This window comes from Pirellulales bacterium (genome assembly GCA_019636345.1).
Taxonomy (GTDB): Bacteria; Planctomycetota; Planctomycetia; order Pirellulales; family Lacipirellulaceae.
The window spans coordinates 195793-215839 of the sequence record JAHBXQ010000004.1 but is presented as its reverse complement, the minus strand read 5'-3'; the positions used below and the strand labels follow the sequence as shown (position 1 = coordinate 215839).

Sequence of the window (20047 nt, the reverse complement as noted above, 5' to 3'; positions counted from 1 at the left end):
GCGGATGGTTTAGCATCCGTCGCCTTTGCGGTGCGACGGTCGTGGCCGCGTCTTGGGTTCTTGCATCCATTGGCAATCGTCGCGGTGAGTGTCATGTCTTCTGTTTCTAGTCGCTCGTCGGTTCGACGTGTTGCGGGGTTTACGCTCGTGGAGCTGTTGGTGGTGATTGCGATCATCGGCATCCTACTCGCGTTGCTCTTGCCGGCAATTCAGTCGGCGCGTGAGGCGGCCCGGCGGACCCAATGCCAGAATCACCTGCGGCAATTGGGACTCGCGGTACAGACGTTTCACGACGCCCGGGGGCACTTCCCCTCGGCCCGAGCGGGGACGCCCCGCTACCCAAGCGGCAACGACCAGTACGCCGTATCCTGGGCGTTTCTGATTCTTCCGTACCTGGAACAGCAGGCAATGCACGACGCATTTGTTCGCGACCAGCGGGTCGACGCCGACGTGAACGCGTTGGCGATGCGCAGCCCGCTGAACGTGATGTTCTGCCCGTCGCGTCGCAGCCCGGCGGCTGATCGCGACTTTGACGACGACGATGCTCCCTCGAAGGTGCGCGGCGTCGCCGCGGGCGGAGATTACGCGGCCAACTCAGGCACGAGCACGCGGCACGGGATGGAAGGCCAGGATCAATTCGACGAGACGCAGTTCGGCCCGATGTACACCCGGTCGCGGATTAGCGCTCGTCAGGTGACCGACGGGTTGTCGATGACCTACGCCCTAGGCGAGAAGCACCTTCCCCCGCCGCCGACGACGGGCGACGAAGGGCTCTACCACCTTCGGCAGGGCGACACGGCCATATTCGCCGGCGACGCTCGCCACACCGTCGTGCGACGCAGCTCGGCCGGCTTCCCGAACGGCAACGACGACGACTACCCCGGCAAATTCGGGAGCGACCATCCGGGGGTCAGCCATTTTGCGTTCCTCGACGGCAGCGTGCACGGAGTGTCGCACGACACGGCGATCGAGACATTGACCATGCTGGCTGCAATCGGCGACGGCGGGCGGGTTCCGGACGACGTGTTTACCGACTGAGTTGACTCGCTCGCAGCTTCGCCGCAACGCCGCTCAGCACTCGGGTGAGCAGGCATCATGGAACAGATCCTCCTCGCTGGTGATCTCGCGACTAGTCGCACGGATCGCGATCAGCGCAACATAGACGGCAGCGACGACGGAGCCAACGATCTCTCCGGGGATCAACCCTACGCCCATGCCGTCGATCCACCGGGCCAGAGTCAGCGTCTGGTCTTCGGCTGCAGAGTGGACCTTCACCAGCCAGCATAGCAACAGCAGCCCGAACAGCGGCATGTAGTTGCTTGCCAGCCGTACGCGAATCGCTTGCATTCGCGTCATCGTGAATTCGGGCTTCTTGAGTTCGGAAGCCAGCTTGCGAGCCCACCCCGGTTCGGCCGCGACGGGGTCGCTCATGAAGATCGGCGCGAAGAAGTTTTGCTCAAGCGTCCGAGTCCGCTCGCGCCACACGGCAAGGATCCGAAAACGCCGCGCCTCAATGCTCAGAAACGTGAGCACCATGAGCATCCCCACCAGCAGCGACGCATGCGAGTGCTCGGCCTGACTGAAGCTGTACGTCACCACGGCGGTCGTCGCTAGAATCGCCCAATTGGTCGTCGTGTCAAGCCGCATCCGCCACAAAGTCGAGCGGTGCATTTCAGCCCGATAGAAATGGACGATCGCCGTCACGTCCTCGCTGCTGGAGAACTCGGGGGACTCCCCCGCGAGCGAGGCGTTGAACGGTTGCGGAGGCGGGGTTGGATCCATGGCGTTCTCCGCGTCGAGACGAGGGGGACGAGCCCACTATACCAAAATTGCTTCTGCCCCCGGCGGGGGCGGGCTAAACTCAGGAGATGGGCAGAACGCGATCGACAGTGCTGGTCACGGGCGGGGCCGGGTTCATCGGCAGCAACTTCGTGCGCCAATGGTTGGCCGAGGAGGCCGACGATGTGGTCAACCTCGACGCGTTGACCTACGCCGGCCTGCGAGAGTCGCTCGGCGAAGCGCTGAACGATCCGCGACACGAGCTCGTCGTCGGCGACGTAGGGGACGCGGACTTAGTCCGCCGCTTGCTGCAGGAGCGCCGCCCCCGGGCGATCGTACATCTGGCGGCCGAGTCGCACGTCGACCGTTCGATCGTCGAGCCCGCCGGGTTCGTGCAGGCCAATGTACTGGGAACCGCCGTTCTGCTCGAGGAAACGACCCGCTGGCTCCGCTCACGACCGAATGACGAGCAGGAGGGGTTCCGGTTTTTGCACGTCTCGACCGACGAGGTCTTCGGCTCGGCCGCGCCGAGCGAACGGTTTACGTCCGCTAGTCCGCTGCAACCCAGTTCGCCGTACTCGGCTTCAAAGGCGGGAGGCGAGCTACTGGCCCGCGCATTCGGGCAAACGTACGACCTGCCCGTAGTGATCGTCAACCCGTGCAACCACTACGGCCCGCAACAGCTTCCTGAGAAACTCGTCCCCAAGATGATCCTGTGCGCCGATCGCGGGGAGCCGCTGCCGTTGTACGGCGACGGGCTTCACGAGCGCGATTGGTTGCACGTCGACGACGGCTGCCGGGCGTTGCGCTTGGCGCTGGCTCGCGGAGTCGTCGGCGAGCGGGTTCTCGTGGGCGGCAATGCGTGTTGGTCGAATCGACGGATCGTCGAACATATCTGCGACGAGGTCGATCGATATCGCAACGACGGCCGCCATCGTCGCGAACTGATCGCCGCGACGACGGATCGACCGGGACACGATCGGCGGTATGCGCTCGACGCGACGGCGACGCAACAGCGGCTCGGCTGGGCCCCGCGGACGCCGCTCGAGGCGGGACTGGCGGCGACCGTAACTTGGTATCTGGAGAATCCCAAGTGGGTCGCGGCGGCCGAGAAGTCGCTCGCGCGGCAGACGGCGGAGCATAATGGAAGTAGTTGCCGTGGGGCTGAACGAGGCCCCCTATTGACGCAAGGGTAATGCTGCCAGGAGTCCGGCGAAGTTCGACGTCGCTAACCGAATCCTCTGTCGGACCGTTTCGTGAACGCCCTGTTCCTTCCTGCCGTTCGCAAGTCCGCCATCTGCTTTCTATGCACGACCAAGGCCGGTTCACGCAGCCGGGGCCGCCGTCGTCGCAATTCGAACATCTTCAGCCCGTCTACCATCATCGATACCGTCATGGCTCGGGTCGTGACGGTCTTGCGGCCTCTAGCGGCGCGAATATGCGGAGGACAGAGGCGTTTGATCCGTCATTCAGCCCGATTCCCGCGGGTATTGTTTGTCCCCAGGAGGGGGGGCTGACTAGAATGTTGGTAGCAAGAGGTCCCGGCGAGTGTCCGCGGCAATATGTTCCGCGATCGACGAGACTTGTTGTTAAGGAGCCCAACCATGTCGATGCAACATCGCGTATGTCTGACGGCTATCGTTACGCTATGCGTGGCGCAAATCGTCCCCAGCTATGCCGCTGCGCAATCGGCGAACTACACAGAGTTTGCACTGAACACCGTACGGCAACGTTCGACTGCGAGCCGGTATTCGGTCCAAGCGCAGGTTCGTGGCGCCGTTGGTCGCGCGCTCAGCGTGGGCAGTTTTTCCCAACAGAACATCGCAATGAGCAATCAGTATACGAAGAATTACTTTGCAGGGGTTGCTCAGAATGCCGGGCCGGCGCGTCCGACCGTGAAGCCGTTTTCGGGTGCAAACAACTCGCCGTCGGTAACTCCGTATTTGAGCCTTTCCTCGCCGTTCTCATCGACCGCGACGAACTACTACACCCAAGTGCGCCCGCAAATTGATCAGCAGCGGGCAATTCAACAACAGCAGGCGCAGAACGCCCGGTTCCAGCATCAGTTGAACTCGATGGCCGCACGGCCTCCGTTCGAGACGTCGGGGTCTAGCACATTGGCCCCGACCGGCCATGCCGCCGTGTTCCAGAACACGTTGGGCTACTATCCGCAGCCGGCGAATAGTCGTCGCTAGGCGATCCGTTCGATCACGGCGTATCGCAGACGATTCGGAAGCGCCGCATGGCGCAATCCGAGGTGCGATTTCCGGCAGGAGCGTACTCTCGCTTGCTAAGGAGCGTGTCGCCGCTTCCCCTGGCGGTGGTACTTGAGCCCCGGGATGAAAAACGCCCCGGCCGCTATGAGTCCGAACAGCGAGACGCCGTAGGGGCAGCCCATCCGCTGCATCGCGGCCATCGTCAGTCCGCAGGCGAACAAGGCGAAGGCGCTGACGTAGAACGCCCCGGCCAAAATGCCCCCTTTGACGGTGAAGACCAGCCCCGCGATCAGTCCCAGCACGGGCGACAACGTCAGCACGGGGAGCTTCAGCAGGGCCTCGACGACGAACAGCAGCACGACCGCGACGATGCTGCCTCCCCAGGCGTGAGCAATTTGGCGTTCGACGGCGGTGACCGGTCCGGCGCGGCGGCGCAAGGCCCAAAAGATCGGGGCCCATACGGCCAGCCCTCCTCCCCAGAGCGCCACATAGGGCCAGTGGAGATTCGTCGCCGGCCAGTCGCCTCGATGAACGTCGAGCCAGTTGGTCACCAGACACAGGATCAACAGGACCGCGGCGTGCCACATCCAGAGGGCGCCCCAGTTCTCGAGCACCGTCGCATGGTGGGTTTCTCGAAACACCCGGGCCACGACGTGCGATAACTTGCCGCTTCGGGCCGCAACGTCGCCGCCGGTGAGATACGCGTTCAGGTCTTTCGACAGGGCCCCTGCCGAGGCGTAACGCAGTTCCGGCGGCTTCTGCAGGCAACGCAGCGCGATCATCTCAAGATCCCGATCGAGACTGCGATCGAGCAGCCGCGGGGGGACCGGGTCTTGTTCGAGCAGCATCAGCACCGTGTTCACCGGCGTGGAGCCCTGAAACGGAGGACGACCTGTGACCAGGGCATACAGGATGGCCCCCAAACTGAACACATCAGCGGCTGGCCCCACGTCGCCCCGTTCGCCCGAGGCTTGCTCAGGCGCCATGTAAGCGGGCGTACCAAGGATCGCCCCCGTTGTGGTCAGCGTCAAATCGGCCGCGGTTCGCTTCGCCAAGCCGAAGTCGCTGACGAACGGCCTGCCCGCGTCGTCGAGCAAGATGTTCGCCGGCTTAAGGTCGCGGTGGACGACCCCTTGCACGTGGGCGTAGTCGACCGCACCCGCGATGCGCATGACGAGCCGCGCGGCGTCAATCTGATCCATCGGTCCTTCGGCCAAGACTTGGGCCAGAGTCCGCCCTTCGACCAGCTTCATGCCGAAGTATCGCCAGCCGTCGACCGAACCGGTTTCGTAGATCGGGACGATGTTCGGGTGGTCGAGACGGGCGACAGCTTCGATTTCCTGCTGAAAGCGCGCCTGATCGCCGGCGTTCGCGTCAGCGCCCCGGAGGAGCACTTTGACGGCCACTTCGCGACTGAGGCTCGTCTGGCGAGCGCGGTAGACAATGCCCATCCCGCCGCGGCCGAGTTCCTCCAGCAACTCATAGTCGCCCAGCTGCCGCGGCGGCCGCGCGTCGGCCCCGGCGCGCCGGCTGTCGTACAGGAAGGGAGTTTCCTCCAGATCGTGCGGCCGGCCGGCGACAGCGTCGACGACCATCACCGCCCCCCAGAGTTCGCGCAGCTCCGCAGCCAGATCAGGATGTGCAAGGACGAGCGACTCCAGCGAGGGGCGCTCGCCTGCTGGCGCATCGGCGACCTGCTGCAGAATTTCAGCGAGGCGAAGATCGCGTTGGTCGGCGTCGATCATGCCGTGCAGGCTCCTGAGATGCGGACGCATCCATCATACCTCGACGCGCATCTGGGGACAGACGGGCCCGATCTCAGGACAGGTCAAATGGATACTCGCAAGAGAAGCTTTGTCGCGGAGAGCGCAGAGGTCGCGGAGGAGTCGGACGAGTGACTTGAATACGCGCCGGCGTTGAAACTCGAGCCGCTGACTCGGAAATGCCATCGAGTTTTTCATTCGCATCTGAGAATCGTCGGCCCCTCTGTGCTCGCCGAGCCGAACAACTTCCTTTTTTCCTATCGGCGAGAGCTCATCCCCTGTCGTCAGCGCGGCCAGCGGGCGAAGACGCCGCTGGGGAGGGAGCGCCCCGCAGGGGTTCGCAGAGTCAGTTCACCCGTATGCGGCGGCTGACCGCAGTGACCGAAGACGCCGTCGGCGAGCATGGCCGACAACTCGGCCTGCCCCACGCCGGGGGTGTGGCACGTGACGAGCAGATATCGCGGCCGGCGTTCGACCAACTCCCCGCACAACTCGAGCAGCGGCAGCAGATCGCGGTCCACTCGCCACTGTTGCCCTTGGGGGCCGTGGCCGTAGCTGGGGGGATCGAGGACGACGGCGTCGTACCGATTGCCCCGTTTGACCTCGCGCTGGCAGAATTTGAGTGCATCTTCGACGATCCAACGGATCGGCGCGTCGGCCAGCCCGGACGCCGCAGCATTGTCGCGAGCCCGGGCGACGACGCTGCGGGCCGCATCGACGTGCACGACTTCGGCCCCCATGGCCGCGGCGGCCAACGTGCTGCCGCCGGTGTAAGCGAACAGATTCAAGACCCGTACGCTCGGGCGGTCGGCGGCGATCGCAGTTCGCGTTTGCCGCGCAATCCACTGCCAATTGACGAACTGCTCGGGGAAGACGCCAATCTGCCCCGACGGAAGCGGCTCCAGCGCGAACCGCAATTCGACCCCTTCGACCAGCGGCGCAGCAAACGGGAGTTCCTGCCGGCCCCATTTCGCCGCGGGGGGGCGCCAGGCGCCGGCTGCCGCTCGCTGGCCGTCGAATCGGGCCGTCGCTTCGCTCCACGCGGCGGGGTTGAACTGAGCAATCGCTGCGGCTGCAGGACACGGACGATCGAGCAACCATTCGCCGAACCGCTCCAAGCGCCGTCCTGCGCCGAAATCGACCAGTTCATAATCGGGCCACGCGGATTCAGAGGTGGACATCGCGTCTTGCCCGCAGCGTGACGATCATCGCACGACGGCCAGGACGTCGTCGGCGGCCAGGATGAGCAGCTTCTCGTCGTCGATTGTCACCTCGGTCCCTGAATAGCGGCTGAACACGATGCGGTCCCCCTCGTGAATCTCGTGGGGCGATCGTTTGCCGTCGGGCAGCAGCCGCCCGTCGCCGACGCTCAGCACGCGACCTTCACGCGGTTTGTCGCGAGCGGCGTCGGGCAGCACGATCCCTCCGGAGGTCTTCTCGGCGGCGTTCAAGCGTCGGATGACGAGCTTGTCGCCCAGCGGGACGATCTTCATGTGCGGACCTGGGACAAAACTGCCGGTTCTCGGCGCGGGGCTGTCGGCCGGACGGAAGTCGAAAAGGCCGTTCAATACGGCCTCTTCCTATTTCAAACGAACGAGGGGGCCGAAATCAATTGGCAAGGGCCATGGCAAGGAGAAAAAATACCCAGCCGACCTGCGCAGCCAAGGCGAGATAGAATCGCCGGCGGTCAACAGGAGAGCCGGCGAGGCCGAGTTGCGTCGTTCGTCGGGCGGGACCGGCCATCAGTCCTCGCCGCTGTCGGCCGCAGTGATCTGAAAGCTCCGCTGGAAGCCCTCGTCGAAGTCGAACACGTCGTCGAAGTCCTCGCGGCGGTCCTCGGCCGTCTTTCGCATCAGCCCGACTTCGATCAGGTTGAACACGATTTCGCCGAAATCGCCTGTTGTGCGAATGCCCCAGTGGTTGAGGACCTGCTTGGCGAGGTAGCCGTACTCCTGGTGAGCGTAGATCCGCATCGCCTCGCAGAGCTGCTGGCCGGTGACGTGGCGTTGAGCCTCGTCGTCGTCCTCGTCTTCCATGCCTGGGACCGGGACCCCCATTCCCAGCTTGTCCTGAGCGAAGCTGAGCGCATCGAACACGAACTGGTACGCCCCGCGGCGATACCGCTTGTCACGTCGCAGGAGTTCGACGATAGGATGTTCGGCGTCGGACATAGAAGGGAATCGCGCTTGGTTGCAAAGACTTCGGTTTGATCAGCGCGGCTAAGTAGCGTTGTCGTCCGGGGCTTTGTCGTCAGAGGCGTCGGAGTCGGTTGCATTCAGCGGATCGGCCGCGACATCCTCGACGGCGGTTCCAGTCTGCTCGGGGGGGCGATCGTACGAGGGCGTCTCGCGCCCCGGACGCGTGACGCCTTCCTGCCCCTCGCGCCGCGGCGGCTTGTTCCGGCCGCTGCCGCGTTTGAGCACCGTGAGCACCTCGTCGGCGTCGATCACGATCCGCCGCATGTCTTCGGTTTGCACGAGGACCTGACCCGCGAGGATCTCCTGGGCCAGAACCCGCGCTCGTCCATTGTTGGTGATAATCTCCGATCCCACGGGGGGCAAGTCTTTTTGCAGGGTCTGGTACGTGTCGTACTCATACCGCAGACAGCACTTCAGCCGGCCGCAGCGGCCGGAAATCTTGCTGGGATCGAGCGTCGCTTTCTGCAATTTGGCCATCCGCATCGAAACGGGAGGCATTTCCGACAGGTGCGTGTTGCAGCAGACCGGTTTGCCGCAATCGCCATAGTCGGCCAGCAGTTTGGCCTCGTCGCGAACGCCGATTTGGCGCATCTCGACGCGCGTCTGAAAATCCTGCGCCAGATGCTTGACCAATTCGCGGAAGTCGACGCGATCCTCCGACAGGTAGTAGACGACCACCCGCTCGCCGCCATAGAGCCGCTCGACGTCGATCAGCTTCATGTCGAGTTTCAACTCGCCGATCCGTTGGCGGCAGGTCTCGAACTCGTGCTGTTGTTGCTCGAACAACCGGCGCAGCTCCCGCACGTCGTCGTCCGACTGCTGGCGGAGAATCTGTCCGTTCTTCGGGTCCTGCAAGCCGGCAAGCGCCGCGTCAGTCGCTTCGCACAGCACCTCGCCCGTCTCGGTGCCGCGATGGGTGCGGCAAATGACTTGGTTGCCGCGCACGAACGTATCGCTCCCCTTGACGCCAAAGACGCCGAGGATGCGCATGATGCCGTGACGAACGACGTAGCGAGGCATAAGGAAGACCGAACCAGAGCGAGGGTGAGGGCATGGATAAGTATATCGCCCGGGAGCCAATCGAACCATGCCGGCCCTTAAGCCCCCGGCGACTCGCCGGGGGCTTAAGGGCGGATCGTCTTACGGATGATACGTTCGCAATGCGTGGCGCGACACTTGTTGCGGGGTGAATCGCTCGGTTTTCATTCGCCTTTCGCCCAGCAGCTTCGCCTGATCCAGGTAGTGAGGCGACTTGGGGTCGGCGCTGGCGCCGAAGGGGACGAGGCTCGCCCCGCGGGCGCCCCCCGGGGCGAATTCCCACGCAGCCAGGTAAGATGTGCCGACGATTGCGTAGCGTCGCTTCTGGGAGATCACCAGCGGGATCTCGACGCTGGGGGTGTAGTACTGGGTGAACGCGATCCCCAAGGGGCCGTGCCCCCCCAAGCTGGGGAAGCTTTCCGCGGCGTCGTCGAATCTCAGGTCGATCAGATCGACGACGTTCGTGCGCCGCTGGATGCGAAACAAGTCCCCGTAAGCAATCTGCCATTTGCCGTGGATCGCTTCGAGCCGCTCGGCGGCGACAACAAGGGCTTCGAGCTGAGCGGCCGGGTCGTCGCGGTACTGCGGACGCAACTCCTCGCCCGGGTAGCCGGGGCCGTAAAGCTGCTCGAACCATGCCGTGCACAGCGTCGCGGCGGTTGAGTCGGCCTCGATGACGCCGTTCCACGCCAGCAGATGCACGAGGTACGGCCGCACGCGCTCGGCGAGCTTCGGCCGCCGGCCGGCCAACTCCTCGAGCGCGGCGGCGTAACGCGGGAGTTCGGTCGTCGCCCAGTAGAGGCGGGCGTCGAACGCAGCGGCTTGCCAATCTTCAAACGATACATTGTGCATTCCGCGCAGCACCTCCAGCGAACGCTTCGCCCGGCGGGTCTGTACGTCGGCGTCGCGGACCAGGTAGGGCGGGAAGTCGCCAGCGGTCGGGTTGTCGCCGTCAGTCACGGCGTACGGAGACGAGTTGCAGTTTTGCAGGAATCCCGCCGCGGGGTTGAGCACCTGCGGCAGTTCGTCCAGTTCATGCACCCCGAGCCACTCGGTCGCGGGGTCGCGTCCTTCGACCGGCTTCGACCAATCGAACTGCGGATTGCGGCGAGGTGCGCGGCACGTGTACAGAAACAGGATGTTGCCGTCCGCGTCGGCGTACAACGTGTTCATGAACAACGTCTGCATCCCCGCGAGAGCGACGCGGAATTCGGCAAGGTTCCGTGCCCGAGCCATCTGCAACGATTGCCGCAGCGGCACGGTCTCAAACAGCCCGGCGATGTTCGCCGCCAACAGCACGCCGTCGTCCTCGCGGGCGACGATCGGACCGTGGTGCGTGGCGCGAAACGTCATTCGCCGCTCCTCGAAGCCCTGGGTCTTGCGGACCCGCACCACGTCGGCCCACTCGCGAGCGACGCGCCAGGAGCCGTCGTACTCGTAGGCCAGCGGATCGTCGGGGTGCGTGAACCGCTCGCGCCACACGTCGGCGATATCCGGCTCGTTCGTCACCAGCGTCCATCCCAGCCGGGCGTTGCGTCCCAAGGCCAGCGCGGGGCTGCCATAGAAGTGGGCTCCCGTGAAGTTCCACGCCGGTCGGCCGGCGCCCCCGTCGCTCGTCAGGTGGGCTTCGGCGAGCTGCCCGAAGCCGAACCACGGCATGTGGGGCGCGGCCAACAGCATCGGCGCCCCCGAGGACGTGCGACTGCCGGCCAGCAGCCAGCCGTTCGAGCCCGTGGCCGGCCAGATCTGCGGATTGCGCCGCGGGAGCCGCTCCTCCGAGAGCCCGGTGAGCCGAAACGCCAACTCGAGCGCCGCATGCCGGTGGAGCGCAAGCACGTGCCACGGCTCGAACCGCGCAATCAGCCGCGGCCTCACCCGTGGATGTTTGTCAAGATACCGATTCACCCCCGCGATGAACGCGGTGCACAATCGGCGCGAGGTACGGTCGAGCGTGGCAAAGTCGCGCTCGCTGCGGGCCGCAATCTCGAACGCATGATTGAGCACGTCCGAGTTGAGTCCCTGCGGGCCGTGGGCCTCGGCATAACGACCCAGGGCGAGGATGTAAGAATCCTCGACCTGCCAGAAGTAATCCTCGGCCTGCGCGTAACCGAACCCCAGCAGCGTCGCCTCGTCTGTCTTGCCGTGAACATGGGGCGTTCCGAACTCGTCGCGAACGATCGTCACGGCCGCGGCGAGGCGATCGGGCGCCAAATCGTCGGGCCCCTCCTCGGCCGCAATGGATTCGACGACAGCGAGCGCGACGACAACCGTAACAATCAGACCCGCCCCACGGCGCAGGATCGCAAGCGTCGGCAACCCGACGGCGGAATGACGGTGCTTGATCACGGTCCGGTGCATGCGACCAATGTAACCGCAATCGGCGATCGGAGAGCGCCAGAAGGGTCGCGAGGGCTCACTTCGCAAGCTGCCAAGCAACGACGGCGATTCCCAGCGGCACGAGGTAGTAGGCAAACAGCGCGATCCGCCCCCGTTCAACCCAGCGGATCAAGAGCGCCAACGCCCCAAGCCCTATAAGCATCGATACGATAAACCCGACTGCCAAATTGAGGGGCTCAGTCCCCGACCCCCCCTTCTTGTACATCTCCAAACCTTCGAGCGCCCCGGCGCCGAGGATCGCGGGAATCGCCAACAGAAAGGCGAACGTCGCCGCCGCGTCGCGCCGCATTCCGGCGAAGATCCCGCCGGCGATCGTCGACCCGCTTCGCGAGATCCCCGGCAGCAGCGCAAACGCTTGCAGCACACCGATCCCCAGCGACTGCGTCACGCTCAGTTGCTGGTACTCCTGATCTCCGTCGCGGGGCTTCATGGCCCACCACAACAGGGCCGCGGTGATCGGAAAGCAGAGGCCCGCGGTGAGCGGGCTTTCGAGCACGGCCTCCTTAACCGCCGGCGGGGCGAGCTTTTTGAGCCACACGCCCAGCGCCGCCGCGGGGATCGTCCCCACGACCAACAGCGGAATCACCCGCCGATCGGTCGACAAGAGCCTCAGGATCTCCTTGCGGTAATACGCCAGGACTGAGGCGAGCGTCCCCAGGTGAAGCGTGATGCTCACTTCAAGCAAGTCCGGCACAGGCTGGGAACCGAGCCGCTCCATCAGCGCGTTAGCGACGACCAGATGGCCCGAGCTGCTCACGGGCAGAAATTCGGTGATCCCTTGCAGCACCGCGAGAATGACGATTTCCAACAGCGACATGGCGGGCAGCGGCGAGGGGACCGGGCGGGAGCCGCACGCCCGGGGTCGGCAGGTCCGGTCGGGCGGCGGGGAATCCCCAACTCTACCATGCCGCCGCTGAGCGTGCGGCGGGTTCTCGCGATTGCAGCGGCAAGTTACACTGACTACGACGGGGGGGAACGCGACAGGCACGCTGCTGATCCGGCGATGGTCGACGAATTCGGCAGCGCGCGCCCCGGATGTCGCGGTTCGTCGGCCCTCCTCCCTGAGCATTGCGACATGGGCGTCCGATTCGAGTGCCCCAACGGGCACAAGCTCAACATCAAGACCGACCTGATCGGCAAACGAGGGATTTGCCCCGCTTGCCAGGCCCGGTTCATCGTCCCGGCCGAGAGCGGGGGACGCGTCGAGGCCGTGGAGGCCGTCGCGGCGATCACCGCAGGCGCCGGCGGCAGCGTCAGCGTCTCGGCCGAATTCGCCTCGGCGCCTGCCGCAACCGCGCCAGCCGACGCTTGGTACGTGCGACCAGCGAGCGGGGGGCAGTTCGGCCCGGCAACGACTGCGGTGTTCGAAGCCTGGATCGCCGAGGGACGGGTTCCCGGCGACAGTTGGGTATGGCGCGACGGTTGGCCCGAGTGGAAACCGGCCCGCGACGCCCTCGCCGGGTTCAAGCAAAAGTCGTTGACATCCGCCCCCCCCGCCGCGACGACCGTGGCGCCGATTCGCCCCGCACGCCCGGCGGTCCCGGCCGACCCCGTCGTCGCGATCGCTGCCGCGTCCGTTTCGCCCGCCGCGACGACGCACGCCCCGGAAAGCCCGGCTGCAACGACTCACCGCGCAAAGATCGCCCGGCGCAAGCGCCGCAATCAGCAAATCACGATCACGCTGGCCCTGGTCGTCGCCGTGCTGATGGCAATCCTGGCGATCGTGCTGTGGCGGTAACCGCCGCGCCCGCATTGTGCCGCAAACGCTGGCGCCGGCTGCGGCTTAACATCGCTTATCGTCGGGCCGAGGACGCCGATCAGGACGATGACGGCGAACCGGACGCCGAGACGGTCAACGCCGCGAGCGATCCCGTTGAAGTCGATGACGCCGTCGTAGAGAAATGTTCCTCCGCCAGCGGAACAACCGCCTCCAGTGCGGCTGGCTTCCACCGTGGAATGATCATCGGCACGAGCTTGCGATAGCGCTCGTACTTGGCGCCGAAATGGCGCACCAAGTCACGTTCCTCGAGCAGCGCCGCGCCCCACATGTAGCCGGTCATCGTCACGGCGAACAGCAGGTGGCCGGCTGTCATGGTCGGGGTCGCCCAGAAGGCGAGCGTCCAGCCGTGGTACAGGGGGTGCCGCACGTGTCGATACGCCAGCGGCGCCCGGAACGGCAGGGCCGCGTACTCGCGCCCGCGGAAGTAGAGCCAAACCTGACGTGTCCCGAACAGATCGAAATGGTTGATGAGCAGACTGGCGACGGGGACCATCAGCCAACCCGCGGCGAAGAGCGCCCACGCCGCGGTCCGCAGCGTCGGTTGCTCGATCTTCCACACGACCGCATCGATCCCTTGCCAATGTCGCATGACCAGAATTGTGACGAGACAGGAGACGAGCACGTAGGTGCTGCGCTCGATCGGCGGCGGGACGAACCGGGTCCACGCCTGCTTGAATCCCGGGCGCGCCATGATCGAGTGCTGCAACCCGAACAGCGCCGCCAGTGCCAGATTGACGGCGACGGCTGCGCCCGCAGTGAGCGCGCTGGGGGAGTCGATCGTCTTGGGGAGGAGCAGATTCCCCACGAACGCGGCCATGCAGGCAAAGACCCCCAAGAACAACAGGTGGCAACAGACGCCGTAGATCAGGAACAACCAACGTTTCATCGATCGGAACTCCGGTGAACGGGGCGGCCGGCGACGACCGGCAGGGTCTAACATCGCTTGCAGGGCAATTATCGGAGCAGACCGTCGGGCGCGGAGTTGACTTGTGGTACACTCGGAGGTTGACTTGCGGTCAACCCCCCGGCGCCAGTCGAGAAAACCCGATGAAAACGCCGACTCGCCAACGTCTGGCCGAAGCCGCCCTGCGGCGGTTCTACCGCGAGGGGTTTCGCAACGTCGGCATCGACCAAGTGCTGGGCGAGGTGGGAATCAGCAAAACCGCTTTCTATAAGCACTATGAGAGCAAAGAGGAACTGATGCTCGCCGGGCTGGAGTTCCAGCATCGGCAACTTGCGGAGATGTTCGCCGCCATCGTCGTCGAACGAGGCGGCAACGACCCTGCGGCCCAACTGCGGGCGCTGGTGGACGTGGTCGAGCAACTGGTCGAGTCCGACGACTTCCACGGCTGCGTCTTCGTCAACGCCGCGATCGAGTTCCCCCTGCCCCACGACCCGGCACATGTCGCCGCGGCGGAAAGCAAGCAGGCTATCGAGAACTTCGTAGCGGATTTGGCTCGTCAGGCGGGGGCTCGCGACCCGCGGCTGTTGGCCCGCGAGTTGTGCCTGATCATGGAGGGGTGCTACGTGACGAGGCATGTTTCCGGCAAGCGGTGCGTCGTCGACGTGGCGCGGCGGGTGGCGGATCTCGTCATCGACGCGAGTCTGTCCGGGACCGCTCCGACGGAGTGACGGGCGTTTGCGCGGTGCGCGAGCCTTGGCATTGCGAACCCTCAGGGAAGCGACTCGGCGACGAGCCGCTCGATCGCCGGCTTGATCGCCTGGGCTGCGTCGTCGCGACCATGAACTTGGCGCAGGACGAGCGTCCCCTCGACCAGAGCGGTGTAGTGATCGGCGAAAGCTTCCGGTTCCGCGGCCCCGGCCTTGGCGGCCAGATCGCGAAAGTAGTCGCGGGTCTTCCGCTTATGACGCGCGGCGATCTGATGCACGGGATCGCGCGGGTCGGGAAATTCTGCTGCGGCGTTAATGAACTGACAGCCGCGAAACTCGGGCGCATTAAACCAGACGTCGAGCACGTCGAACATCGCCAGCAGTTGCGCCTTGGGGTCGTCGGCGGCAATCCGTTCCACCGCGGCAGTCCAGGCCTGCATTTCCCACTCGTCGCGCTGCTGGATCGCCGCGGCGAGCAGGTCGTCCTTGCCGTCGAAGTGTTTGTAAAAGGTGGTTTTCGTGACCCCCGCGGCGGCGACGATCTGATCGACGCCGATCGCCTGGAAGCCGTAGCTGTACACAAGTTCGATCGCAGCGTAGATTAGTCGTGTCCGGCCGGTCCGGGGGGCCGGGGGGACGCCGAACAGTTCGACGACCGGCTTGTGGGTGCAGTTGAAGGCCATGAGCGGGCGAACGCGACGGCAATGCGGCGATTGGCGACAAGCGAGCGAGCTTATTCCTCGATGCGGAGACCGATCTCGTAGATTTGCTCCAGGTCGAACACCTGATCGTTCGCCGTGAAGAGCTGCGCGATCGCCGCGCGGTGGATCTTCATCTTCGTGCCGCCGACTCCTAGGGCGCCATAGCAGAGGCGGTCGTGGCGTCGCTCGGCCTTGGCCTGCGGATTGATCCCGCCCAAGCCGACGGGGGGGACCGCGTTCAGGTCGATCGCCACTTCCAGCGTGGGATTCGCGGCGAGCGCCCTCTCGCTCAACAGTGAAACTCCCGGCGGGCCGCAGCTTACTACAACGTGCGCCCCTTCGAGCGTCGCGGCGAAGCCTGGCTCGTCCTCGGCGTGGAGCGGCAGCAGGTCGGCGCCCGGCACGCTGGCGGCGACCCGATCGCAGGTCCCTTCGGCGTGGGTCAGCTTGCGCGAAACGACGCGCACCTGGGCCCCCGAACTGGCCATAAGTCGGACGACGCGCGATCCGACCGAACCCGTGGCGGCCAACACCGTGACGGTCGCCCCGCGGAGCCCCACGTGTCGACGAGCGGCGATCACCGCAGCCGCGGCGGTCGTATTGGCGCCGTTCGAGTCGAGCATTGCCGAAACGCGCACGGGGCCGAAGAAGCTGTCGCACACCGCTTTGAGCACGCCCTCGCCGGCAGCGACGTCGGACCCGCCGACGAACACAGCCGTGTGTCGCAGGTCGTCCCCCCCCCGAGTGAACATAGCGCCGTAGACGAGATCACGCACGTCTGCGGGCCGCACGCCGCCGTAACGCAACAGGTGATCGACGCCGGCATCGACGGCCACGACTCCGTCGAACACCGAGGGGTGCGGATCGGTGTCGAGGCAGAGGAGGATCTTGGGGCGGGACATGGCTGGGGAAGACAAGGGGCTGGGGTTCGGAGGTCAGGGGCGCGTGCTGAGAGGACGAGCGGCAGATTTGCGCAAGGGGAACTTTCCTCAGTCTGACACGGCGACCGCAAACGATGCAAACAAAAAACCACGCGCCGCAGATTGCGACGCGTGGTGCGTGGACGACCTTGTCGGCAACCGCCTCGACGGTCGCCGACCGGACAGCCTTAGAACCCGCGGAACGGGTGGACGGCGTCTTTGCCGGCGATCATTTCGTCGGCTGTCGGCTTGCCGGTCATTGCGTTCTTGACCGCCATCTTCGTGGCCTCGTAGTTGTAGTCGTAGATCTTCTTGTCGTCGGCCGCCTCGGGGTGAATGAACACGCCGCAGACGCAAACCAAGTCCTCGGCATCGGACTTCTTGATGACCCCGTCGGCGACGCTGTCGGCGATCGCCTTGGCGACGGCGGCCTGAGCAGGGCCGAACATCTGCACGGCTTGCCGCATTCCCTTGATGGTCACTTTGGTGATCATGACGGTCGCCGGCTTGACCGCCAGATTGGGGGTCAGTACGGCAAGCAGGTTCGTGTGCCCTTCGCTTTGCCGGGCCAGGGCGTTGGCGAAGGCGATGCCGACAGGCCCGTCCTTGCTCCCCAGCAGCAGGTCAATATGAGCGATTTCATTGCCGTCGCCGGCAAGAGCTTCTCCAATGAACATCGACATTCGCGCAATCTCCAAAGACGCATGAGAGAATCTCGCAGCGCTCTGCGGCCGAGCGTCGACGAAGGTCAAGAGATCCTCCGCGATCGGACGCGGCGGCCGGGCGACGCGGCGGCATCAAAAATGCCGCACTCGGGCCGCTGCCCAGGCGTGTTAGGATACCGGCTCGGCAGGGACCCCGGCAAGGCGCCCGAAACGCTGCATAATGTTCGCCTTGCCGGTCCCGTCAGGAGCCGCGGCAAAGACATCTCGCGCCAAGCCGCCAGGCGCAAGGGAAGAGGTTGACGTTCCGTTCAGATCGAGCAAGCGTCTGTTTGGCGGATCTGTTAGCGTCTTCGCGCAATGTTCCGCACCAGTTTTCGACTCGCGAGCGACCATGATTCACTGGGACGACGGATTGTTTCTGACCCGGCCGCGATTGGCGCTGGACGTACGGCGACGGCAGGGGGCGGGGTTCGTGTCGCACGCCCATGCCGACCATATCGCCCCGCACGAACTTGCCTACGCAACCCCTGCGACGGGGCGGATCTACCAGCATCGATTGGGGCCGCGGCGACGGGTCGTGGAATTGCCCTATCGCACCCCCAGGGAGTTCGGCGAGGTCCGGCTCACCACTCACCCCGCCGGGCACTGCCTGGGATCGGCGATGCTGCTGATCGAATCCGAGGCGGGATCGGCGCTCTACACGGGGGACTACAAACTCGGCCCCTCGGCGACCGCCGAGCAGGCCGAACTGCCACGGGCCGACTTGCTGGTCATGGAATGCACGTTCGGCCAACCGCGATACGTCATGCCGCCCCGTGAGGAGGTCGTCGAACGCTTGCTTGAGATCGTCCGTAACGCGTTGGCCGACGGTTCGACGCCGGTCATCCATGCCTATCCGCTGGGAAAGTCGCAGGAGGCGACGCGGTTGCTTACTGCCGAGCGGATTCCCGTGCTGCAGCATCCGCAGATCTTCGCGATCAGCGAAATCTACCGCGCGTGCGGCGTCGATCTGGGGGACGTGCGACCGTACGCCAAAGAGCATCTCGCCGGAGCTGCGGTCGTCACGTTGCCGAAGAACTCAGGCTCCTATCGTCTGCCGGGGATCAAAGACATCGTCAGCATTGCGCTGACAGGCTGGGCCGTCGACCCCGGCACGCAACATCGGTGGAAGGTGACGCACGCGCTGCCGCTGTCGGACCACGCAGACTACTTGGAACTTCTGCAAACGGCCGAACGGGTCCAACCGCGGGAGATTCTGTGCACCCACGGCCCGGCCGACTTCGCCGGCCGACTGCAAGCCGCGGGATTCAACGCCCGGCACGTCACGCAGGCGTTTCAGACGCGGATGTTTTGACCTTGTCGCCGCTGCTCGGGTCTTGAACCGCATAGTCGCCACGAGCGCCACGGACGGAAGTCGTGGCGGAAATAGCCAATGCAATCCCTTGGCGACCCGGCGCCAAAGCGGCGTCACTTCTTGAACAGCGCGTCACCCCCCTCGATCATCGGAATGACGACGACCCCCTTTTCGGTGACTTCAAAGCCGCGGCGGCGGTCGGCGGCGTGGTCGACGCCGACCTGGGCTCCGTCGGGGATGCAAACGTTCTTGTCGATTATCGCCCGGCGGATGATCGCCCCCTTGCCGACGTGCACCCCGGCAAACAGGATCGACTCGGTCACCTCGGCCCGCTCCTCGACGCGGGTCTTGGGGCCCAGCACGCTGCGCGTGACGCGTCCGCCGCTGATGATCGTCCCCGCGGCGACGATGCTGTCGTGGGCCTCGCCGCGCCGGCCCGTGTCTTCGTCGAACACGAACTTCGGCGGCGGCAGGTTCGGTTGATCGGTCCGCACCGGCCAGTGGTAGTCGTACAAGTTCAAGAGCGGATCAACGGCGCACAGTTCGAGATTCGCCTCGTAGTACGCGTCGAGCGTCCCGACGTCGCGCCAGTAAGCGTCCTCCTTGCTGTTCTCGTCCTTGAACGGGAAGGCCATCACCCGGTGCGTATTGATGATCGACGGGATGATGTTCTTGCCGAAGTCATGCGAACTGTCCGGCAACGTTGCGTCCTGGCAGAGCTGATCGAACAGAAACGGCGCGTTGAACACGTAGATGCCCATCGACGCCAGACAGTGCTCGTCGTCGCCGGGGATCGTTTGAGGGTTCTTCGGTTTTTCCTGGAAGCCGACAATGCGGTTTTCGGCGTCGACCTGCATGACGCCGAACGCAGTCGCCTCGGCCTTCGGGACCCGCAGCGCGGCGATCGTCAGATCGGCTCCCGATTCGGTATGGAAAGCGACCATCTTGCCGTAGTTCATCTTGTAGATATGGTCGCCGGCCAAAATGACGACGTGCTCGGGCCGTTCCTGCTCGAGCGTGTAGATGTTCTGGTAGACCGCGTCGGCGGTTCCCTGATACCACTGCTCGTCGATCCGTTGCTGCGGGGGGACGACGTCGATAAACTCGCCCAGTTCACGGCACAGCAGGTGGCGCCAGCCGTTGGTCACGTGACGCGCCAGGCTCATCGCCTTGTACTGCGTCAGGACCAGAATCTTCCGGACGCCGCTGTTGAGGCAGTTGGAGAGCGTGAAGTCGATGATGCGATAGATGCCGCCGAAGGGAACCGCGGGCTTGGCCCGATCACGGGTGAGCGGCTCGAGCCGCGCCCCCTTCCCCCCAGCCAGAACGACGGCCAGAACATCCTTCATGAAAGCAACCTCCGTGGTGCGGCGCCCGTGTCCTGCTGATCGGGCCGGGCGAAGCCGCGACCCCCGCGCAGATTCTAGGCGATCGGAGCCGGGGGCGTAACGGGGCTTGCTGCGAATCCACCCCCGCGGGAGGGGCGCCGCCGCGGAGACGCCCCAGGAATTCAACGGGGGTGACGCGCCTCGTTCGCCCAGCCCCCGGTGTCGCCCTCGGCGAAGAAGCGGTAGTCTCGTGCTTTGTCAGCACGAGTCGCTTGGGTTGTGGACGACGCAACCTGC

Annotated in this window: 19 protein-coding genes; 6 read left to right on the top strand and 13 right to left on the bottom strand. The window is 65.1% G+C overall.

Translation table 11 applies throughout. From position 1 onward, the window contains the following. Positions 1-93 precede the first annotated feature (93 nt). Positions 94-1038, top strand: a complete 945-nt coding sequence (locus KF688_11620) for a DUF1559 domain-containing protein (GenBank protein MBX3426319.1) — start codon at positions 94-96, stop codon at positions 1036-1038. Positions 1039-1071: 33 nt separating this feature from the next. Here KF688_11620 and KF688_11615 read toward each other — a convergent pair whose 3' ends face one another. Next, entirely contained in the window at positions 1072-1782 is a 711-nt protein-coding gene (locus KF688_11615; GenBank protein ID MBX3426318.1) for a DUF2270 domain-containing protein, read from the bottom strand. An 86-nt stretch (positions 1783-1868) separates the two neighbouring features. On the opposite strand from KF688_11615, the gene rfbB reads away from it, so the two are divergent. Together rfbB and KF688_11605 are read left to right on the top strand one after the other, a co-directional pair. Next, complete coding sequence (gene rfbB, locus KF688_11610; GenBank protein ID MBX3426317.1) at positions 1869-2975, top strand: dTDP-glucose 4,6-dehydratase; 1107 nt, start codon at positions 1869-1871, stop codon at positions 2973-2975. A 408-nt stretch (positions 2976-3383) separates the two neighbouring features. Further along, positions 3384-3974, top strand: a complete 591-nt coding sequence (locus KF688_11605; GenBank protein ID MBX3426316.1) for a hypothetical protein — start codon at positions 3384-3386, stop codon at positions 3972-3974. 95 nt (positions 3975-4069) lie between these two features. Here the strand turns inward: KF688_11605 and KF688_11600 are convergent, their stop codons facing one another. The 7 genes from KF688_11600 to KF688_11570 all read right to left on the bottom strand — a co-directional run bounded on the left by KF688_11600 (position 4070) and on the right by KF688_11570 (position 12208). Further along, on the bottom strand, positions 4070-5740 hold the full coding sequence (locus tag KF688_11600; GenBank protein MBX3426315.1) for a protein kinase: 1671 nt from the start codon (positions 5738-5740) through the stop codon (positions 4070-4072). A gap of 302 nt (positions 5741-6042) precedes the next feature. Then, on the bottom strand, positions 6043-6939 hold the full coding sequence (locus KF688_11595) for a class I SAM-dependent methyltransferase (protein ID MBX3426314.1): 897 nt from the start codon (positions 6937-6939) through the stop codon (positions 6043-6045). 24 nt (positions 6940-6963) lie between these two features. Further along, positions 6964-7251, bottom strand: coding sequence for a co-chaperone GroES (locus KF688_11590; protein ID MBX3426313.1), 288 nt, complete (start codon positions 7249-7251; stop codon positions 6964-6966). Between the two features lie 249 nt (positions 7252-7500). Beyond that, positions 7501-7929 (bottom strand): hypothetical protein, encoded by a 429-nt coding sequence (locus KF688_11585; protein ID MBX3426312.1) that lies wholly within the window; start codon positions 7927-7929, stop codon positions 7501-7503. Between the two features lie 48 nt (positions 7930-7977). Further along, positions 7978-8946: a signal peptidase gene (locus KF688_11580; protein ID MBX3426311.1), complete on the bottom strand. Its 969-nt coding sequence runs from the start codon at positions 8944-8946 to the stop codon at positions 7978-7980. 150 nt (positions 8947-9096) lie between these two features. Next, positions 9097-11352, bottom strand: a complete 2256-nt coding sequence (locus tag KF688_11575) for a penicillin acylase family protein (GenBank protein ID MBX3426310.1) — start codon at positions 11350-11352, stop codon at positions 9097-9099. 55 nt (positions 11353-11407) lie between these two features. Then, a complete protein-coding gene (locus tag KF688_11570) occupies positions 11408-12208 on the bottom strand; it encodes an undecaprenyl-diphosphate phosphatase (GenBank protein ID MBX3426309.1) in 801 nt (266 codons plus the stop codon). 258 nt (positions 12209-12466) lie between these two features. Here KF688_11570 and KF688_11565 point away from each other — a divergent pair, with 258 nt between their 5' ends. Continuing rightward, entirely contained in the window at positions 12467-13129 is a 663-nt protein-coding gene (locus KF688_11565) for a DUF4339 domain-containing protein (protein MBX3426308.1), read from the top strand. Positions 13130-13208: 79 nt separating this feature from the next. Here KF688_11565 and KF688_11560 read toward each other — a convergent pair whose 3' ends face one another. Beyond that, positions 13209-14057, bottom strand: coding sequence for an isoprenylcysteine carboxylmethyltransferase family protein (locus KF688_11560; protein MBX3426307.1), 849 nt, complete (start codon positions 14055-14057; stop codon positions 13209-13211). A gap of 161 nt (positions 14058-14218) precedes the next feature. Here KF688_11560 and KF688_11555 point away from each other — a divergent pair, with 161 nt between their 5' ends. Further along, positions 14219-14803 (top strand): TetR family transcriptional regulator, encoded by a 585-nt coding sequence (locus tag KF688_11555; GenBank protein MBX3426306.1) that lies wholly within the window; start codon positions 14219-14221, stop codon positions 14801-14803. 41 nt (positions 14804-14844) lie between these two features. On the opposite strand, the gene KF688_11550 is transcribed toward KF688_11555, so the two are convergent. From KF688_11550 to fae, 3 genes are all read right to left on the bottom strand, one after another. After that, complete coding sequence (locus KF688_11550; protein ID MBX3426305.1) at positions 14845-15465, bottom strand: TetR/AcrR family transcriptional regulator; 621 nt, start codon at positions 15463-15465, stop codon at positions 14845-14847. 50 nt (positions 15466-15515) lie between these two features. Continuing rightward, positions 15516-16385: a bifunctional NADP-dependent methylenetetrahydromethanopterin dehydrogenase/methylenetetrahydrofolate dehydrogenase gene (locus KF688_11545; protein MBX3426304.1), complete on the bottom strand. Its 870-nt coding sequence runs from the start codon at positions 16383-16385 to the stop codon at positions 15516-15518. A gap of 206 nt (positions 16386-16591) precedes the next feature. Next, on the bottom strand, positions 16592-17095 hold the full coding sequence (gene fae, locus KF688_11540; GenBank protein MBX3426303.1) for a formaldehyde-activating enzyme: 504 nt from the start codon (positions 17093-17095) through the stop codon (positions 16592-16594). A 364-nt stretch (positions 17096-17459) separates the two neighbouring features. Here fae and KF688_11535 point away from each other — a divergent pair, with 364 nt between their 5' ends. Next, the gene (locus KF688_11535; protein MBX3426302.1) at positions 17460-18422 is read left to right on the top strand and encodes a hypothetical protein; all 963 of its coding nucleotides are present in this window, start codon (positions 17460-17462) and stop codon (positions 18420-18422) included. A 113-nt stretch (positions 18423-18535) separates the two neighbouring features. Here KF688_11535 and glgC read toward each other — a convergent pair whose 3' ends face one another. Further along, positions 18536-19771, bottom strand: coding sequence for a glucose-1-phosphate adenylyltransferase (gene glgC, locus KF688_11530; protein ID MBX3426301.1), 1236 nt, complete (start codon positions 19769-19771; stop codon positions 18536-18538). Between the last annotated feature and the right edge of the window lie 276 nt (positions 19772-20047).

What these genes read in the sequence shown, in the direction of transcription:
- KF688_11620 (MBX3426319.1), top strand. Translation starts at nt 94, where the DNA reads ATGTCTTCTGTTTCTAGTCGCTCGTCGGTTCGACGTGTTGCGGGGTTT.
- KF688_11615 (MBX3426318.1), bottom strand. Translation starts at nt 1,782, where the DNA reads ATGGATCCAACCCCGCCTCCGCAACCGTTCAACGCCTCGCTCGCGGGG.
- rfbB (MBX3426317.1), top strand. Translation starts at nt 1,869, where the DNA reads ATGGGCAGAACGCGATCGACAGTGCTGGTCACGGGCGGGGCCGGGTTC.
- KF688_11605 (MBX3426316.1), top strand. Translation starts at nt 3,384, where the DNA reads ATGTCGATGCAACATCGCGTATGTCTGACGGCTATCGTTACGCTATGC.
- KF688_11600 (MBX3426315.1), bottom strand. Translation starts at nt 5,740, where the DNA reads ATGATCGACGCCGACCAACGCGATCTTCGCCTCGCTGAAATTCTGCAG.
- KF688_11595 (MBX3426314.1), bottom strand. Translation starts at nt 6,939, where the DNA reads ATGTCCACCTCTGAATCCGCGTGGCCCGATTATGAACTGGTCGATTTC.
- KF688_11590 (MBX3426313.1), bottom strand. Translation starts at nt 7,251, where the DNA reads ATGAAGATCGTCCCGCTGGGCGACAAGCTCGTCATCCGACGCTTGAAC.
- KF688_11585 (MBX3426312.1), bottom strand. Translation starts at nt 7,929, where the DNA reads ATGTCCGACGCCGAACATCCTATCGTCGAACTCCTGCGACGTGACAAG.
- KF688_11580 (MBX3426311.1), bottom strand. Translation starts at nt 8,946, where the DNA reads ATGCGCATCCTCGGCGTCTTTGGCGTCAAGGGGAGCGATACGTTCGTG.
- KF688_11575 (MBX3426310.1), bottom strand. Translation starts at nt 11,352, where the DNA reads ATGCACCGGACCGTGATCAAGCACCGTCATTCCGCCGTCGGGTTGCCG.
- KF688_11570 (MBX3426309.1), bottom strand. Translation starts at nt 12,208, where the DNA reads ATGTCGCTGTTGGAAATCGTCATTCTCGCGGTGCTGCAAGGGATCACC.
- KF688_11565 (MBX3426308.1), top strand. Translation starts at nt 12,467, where the DNA reads ATGGGCGTCCGATTCGAGTGCCCCAACGGGCACAAGCTCAACATCAAG.
- KF688_11560 (MBX3426307.1), bottom strand. Translation starts at nt 14,057, where the DNA reads ATGAAACGTTGGTTGTTCCTGATCTACGGCGTCTGTTGCCACCTGTTG.
- KF688_11555 (MBX3426306.1), top strand. Translation starts at nt 14,219, where the DNA reads ATGAAAACGCCGACTCGCCAACGTCTGGCCGAAGCCGCCCTGCGGCGG.
- KF688_11550 (MBX3426305.1), bottom strand. Translation starts at nt 15,465, where the DNA reads ATGGCCTTCAACTGCACCCACAAGCCGGTCGTCGAACTGTTCGGCGTC.
- KF688_11545 (MBX3426304.1), bottom strand. Translation starts at nt 16,385, where the DNA reads ATGTCCCGCCCCAAGATCCTCCTCTGCCTCGACACCGATCCGCACCCC.
- KF688_11535 (MBX3426302.1), top strand. Translation starts at nt 17,460, where the DNA reads ATGATTCACTGGGACGACGGATTGTTTCTGACCCGGCCGCGATTGGCG.
- glgC (MBX3426301.1), bottom strand. Translation starts at nt 19,771, where the DNA reads ATGAAGGATGTTCTGGCCGTCGTTCTGGCTGGGGGGAAGGGGGCGCGG.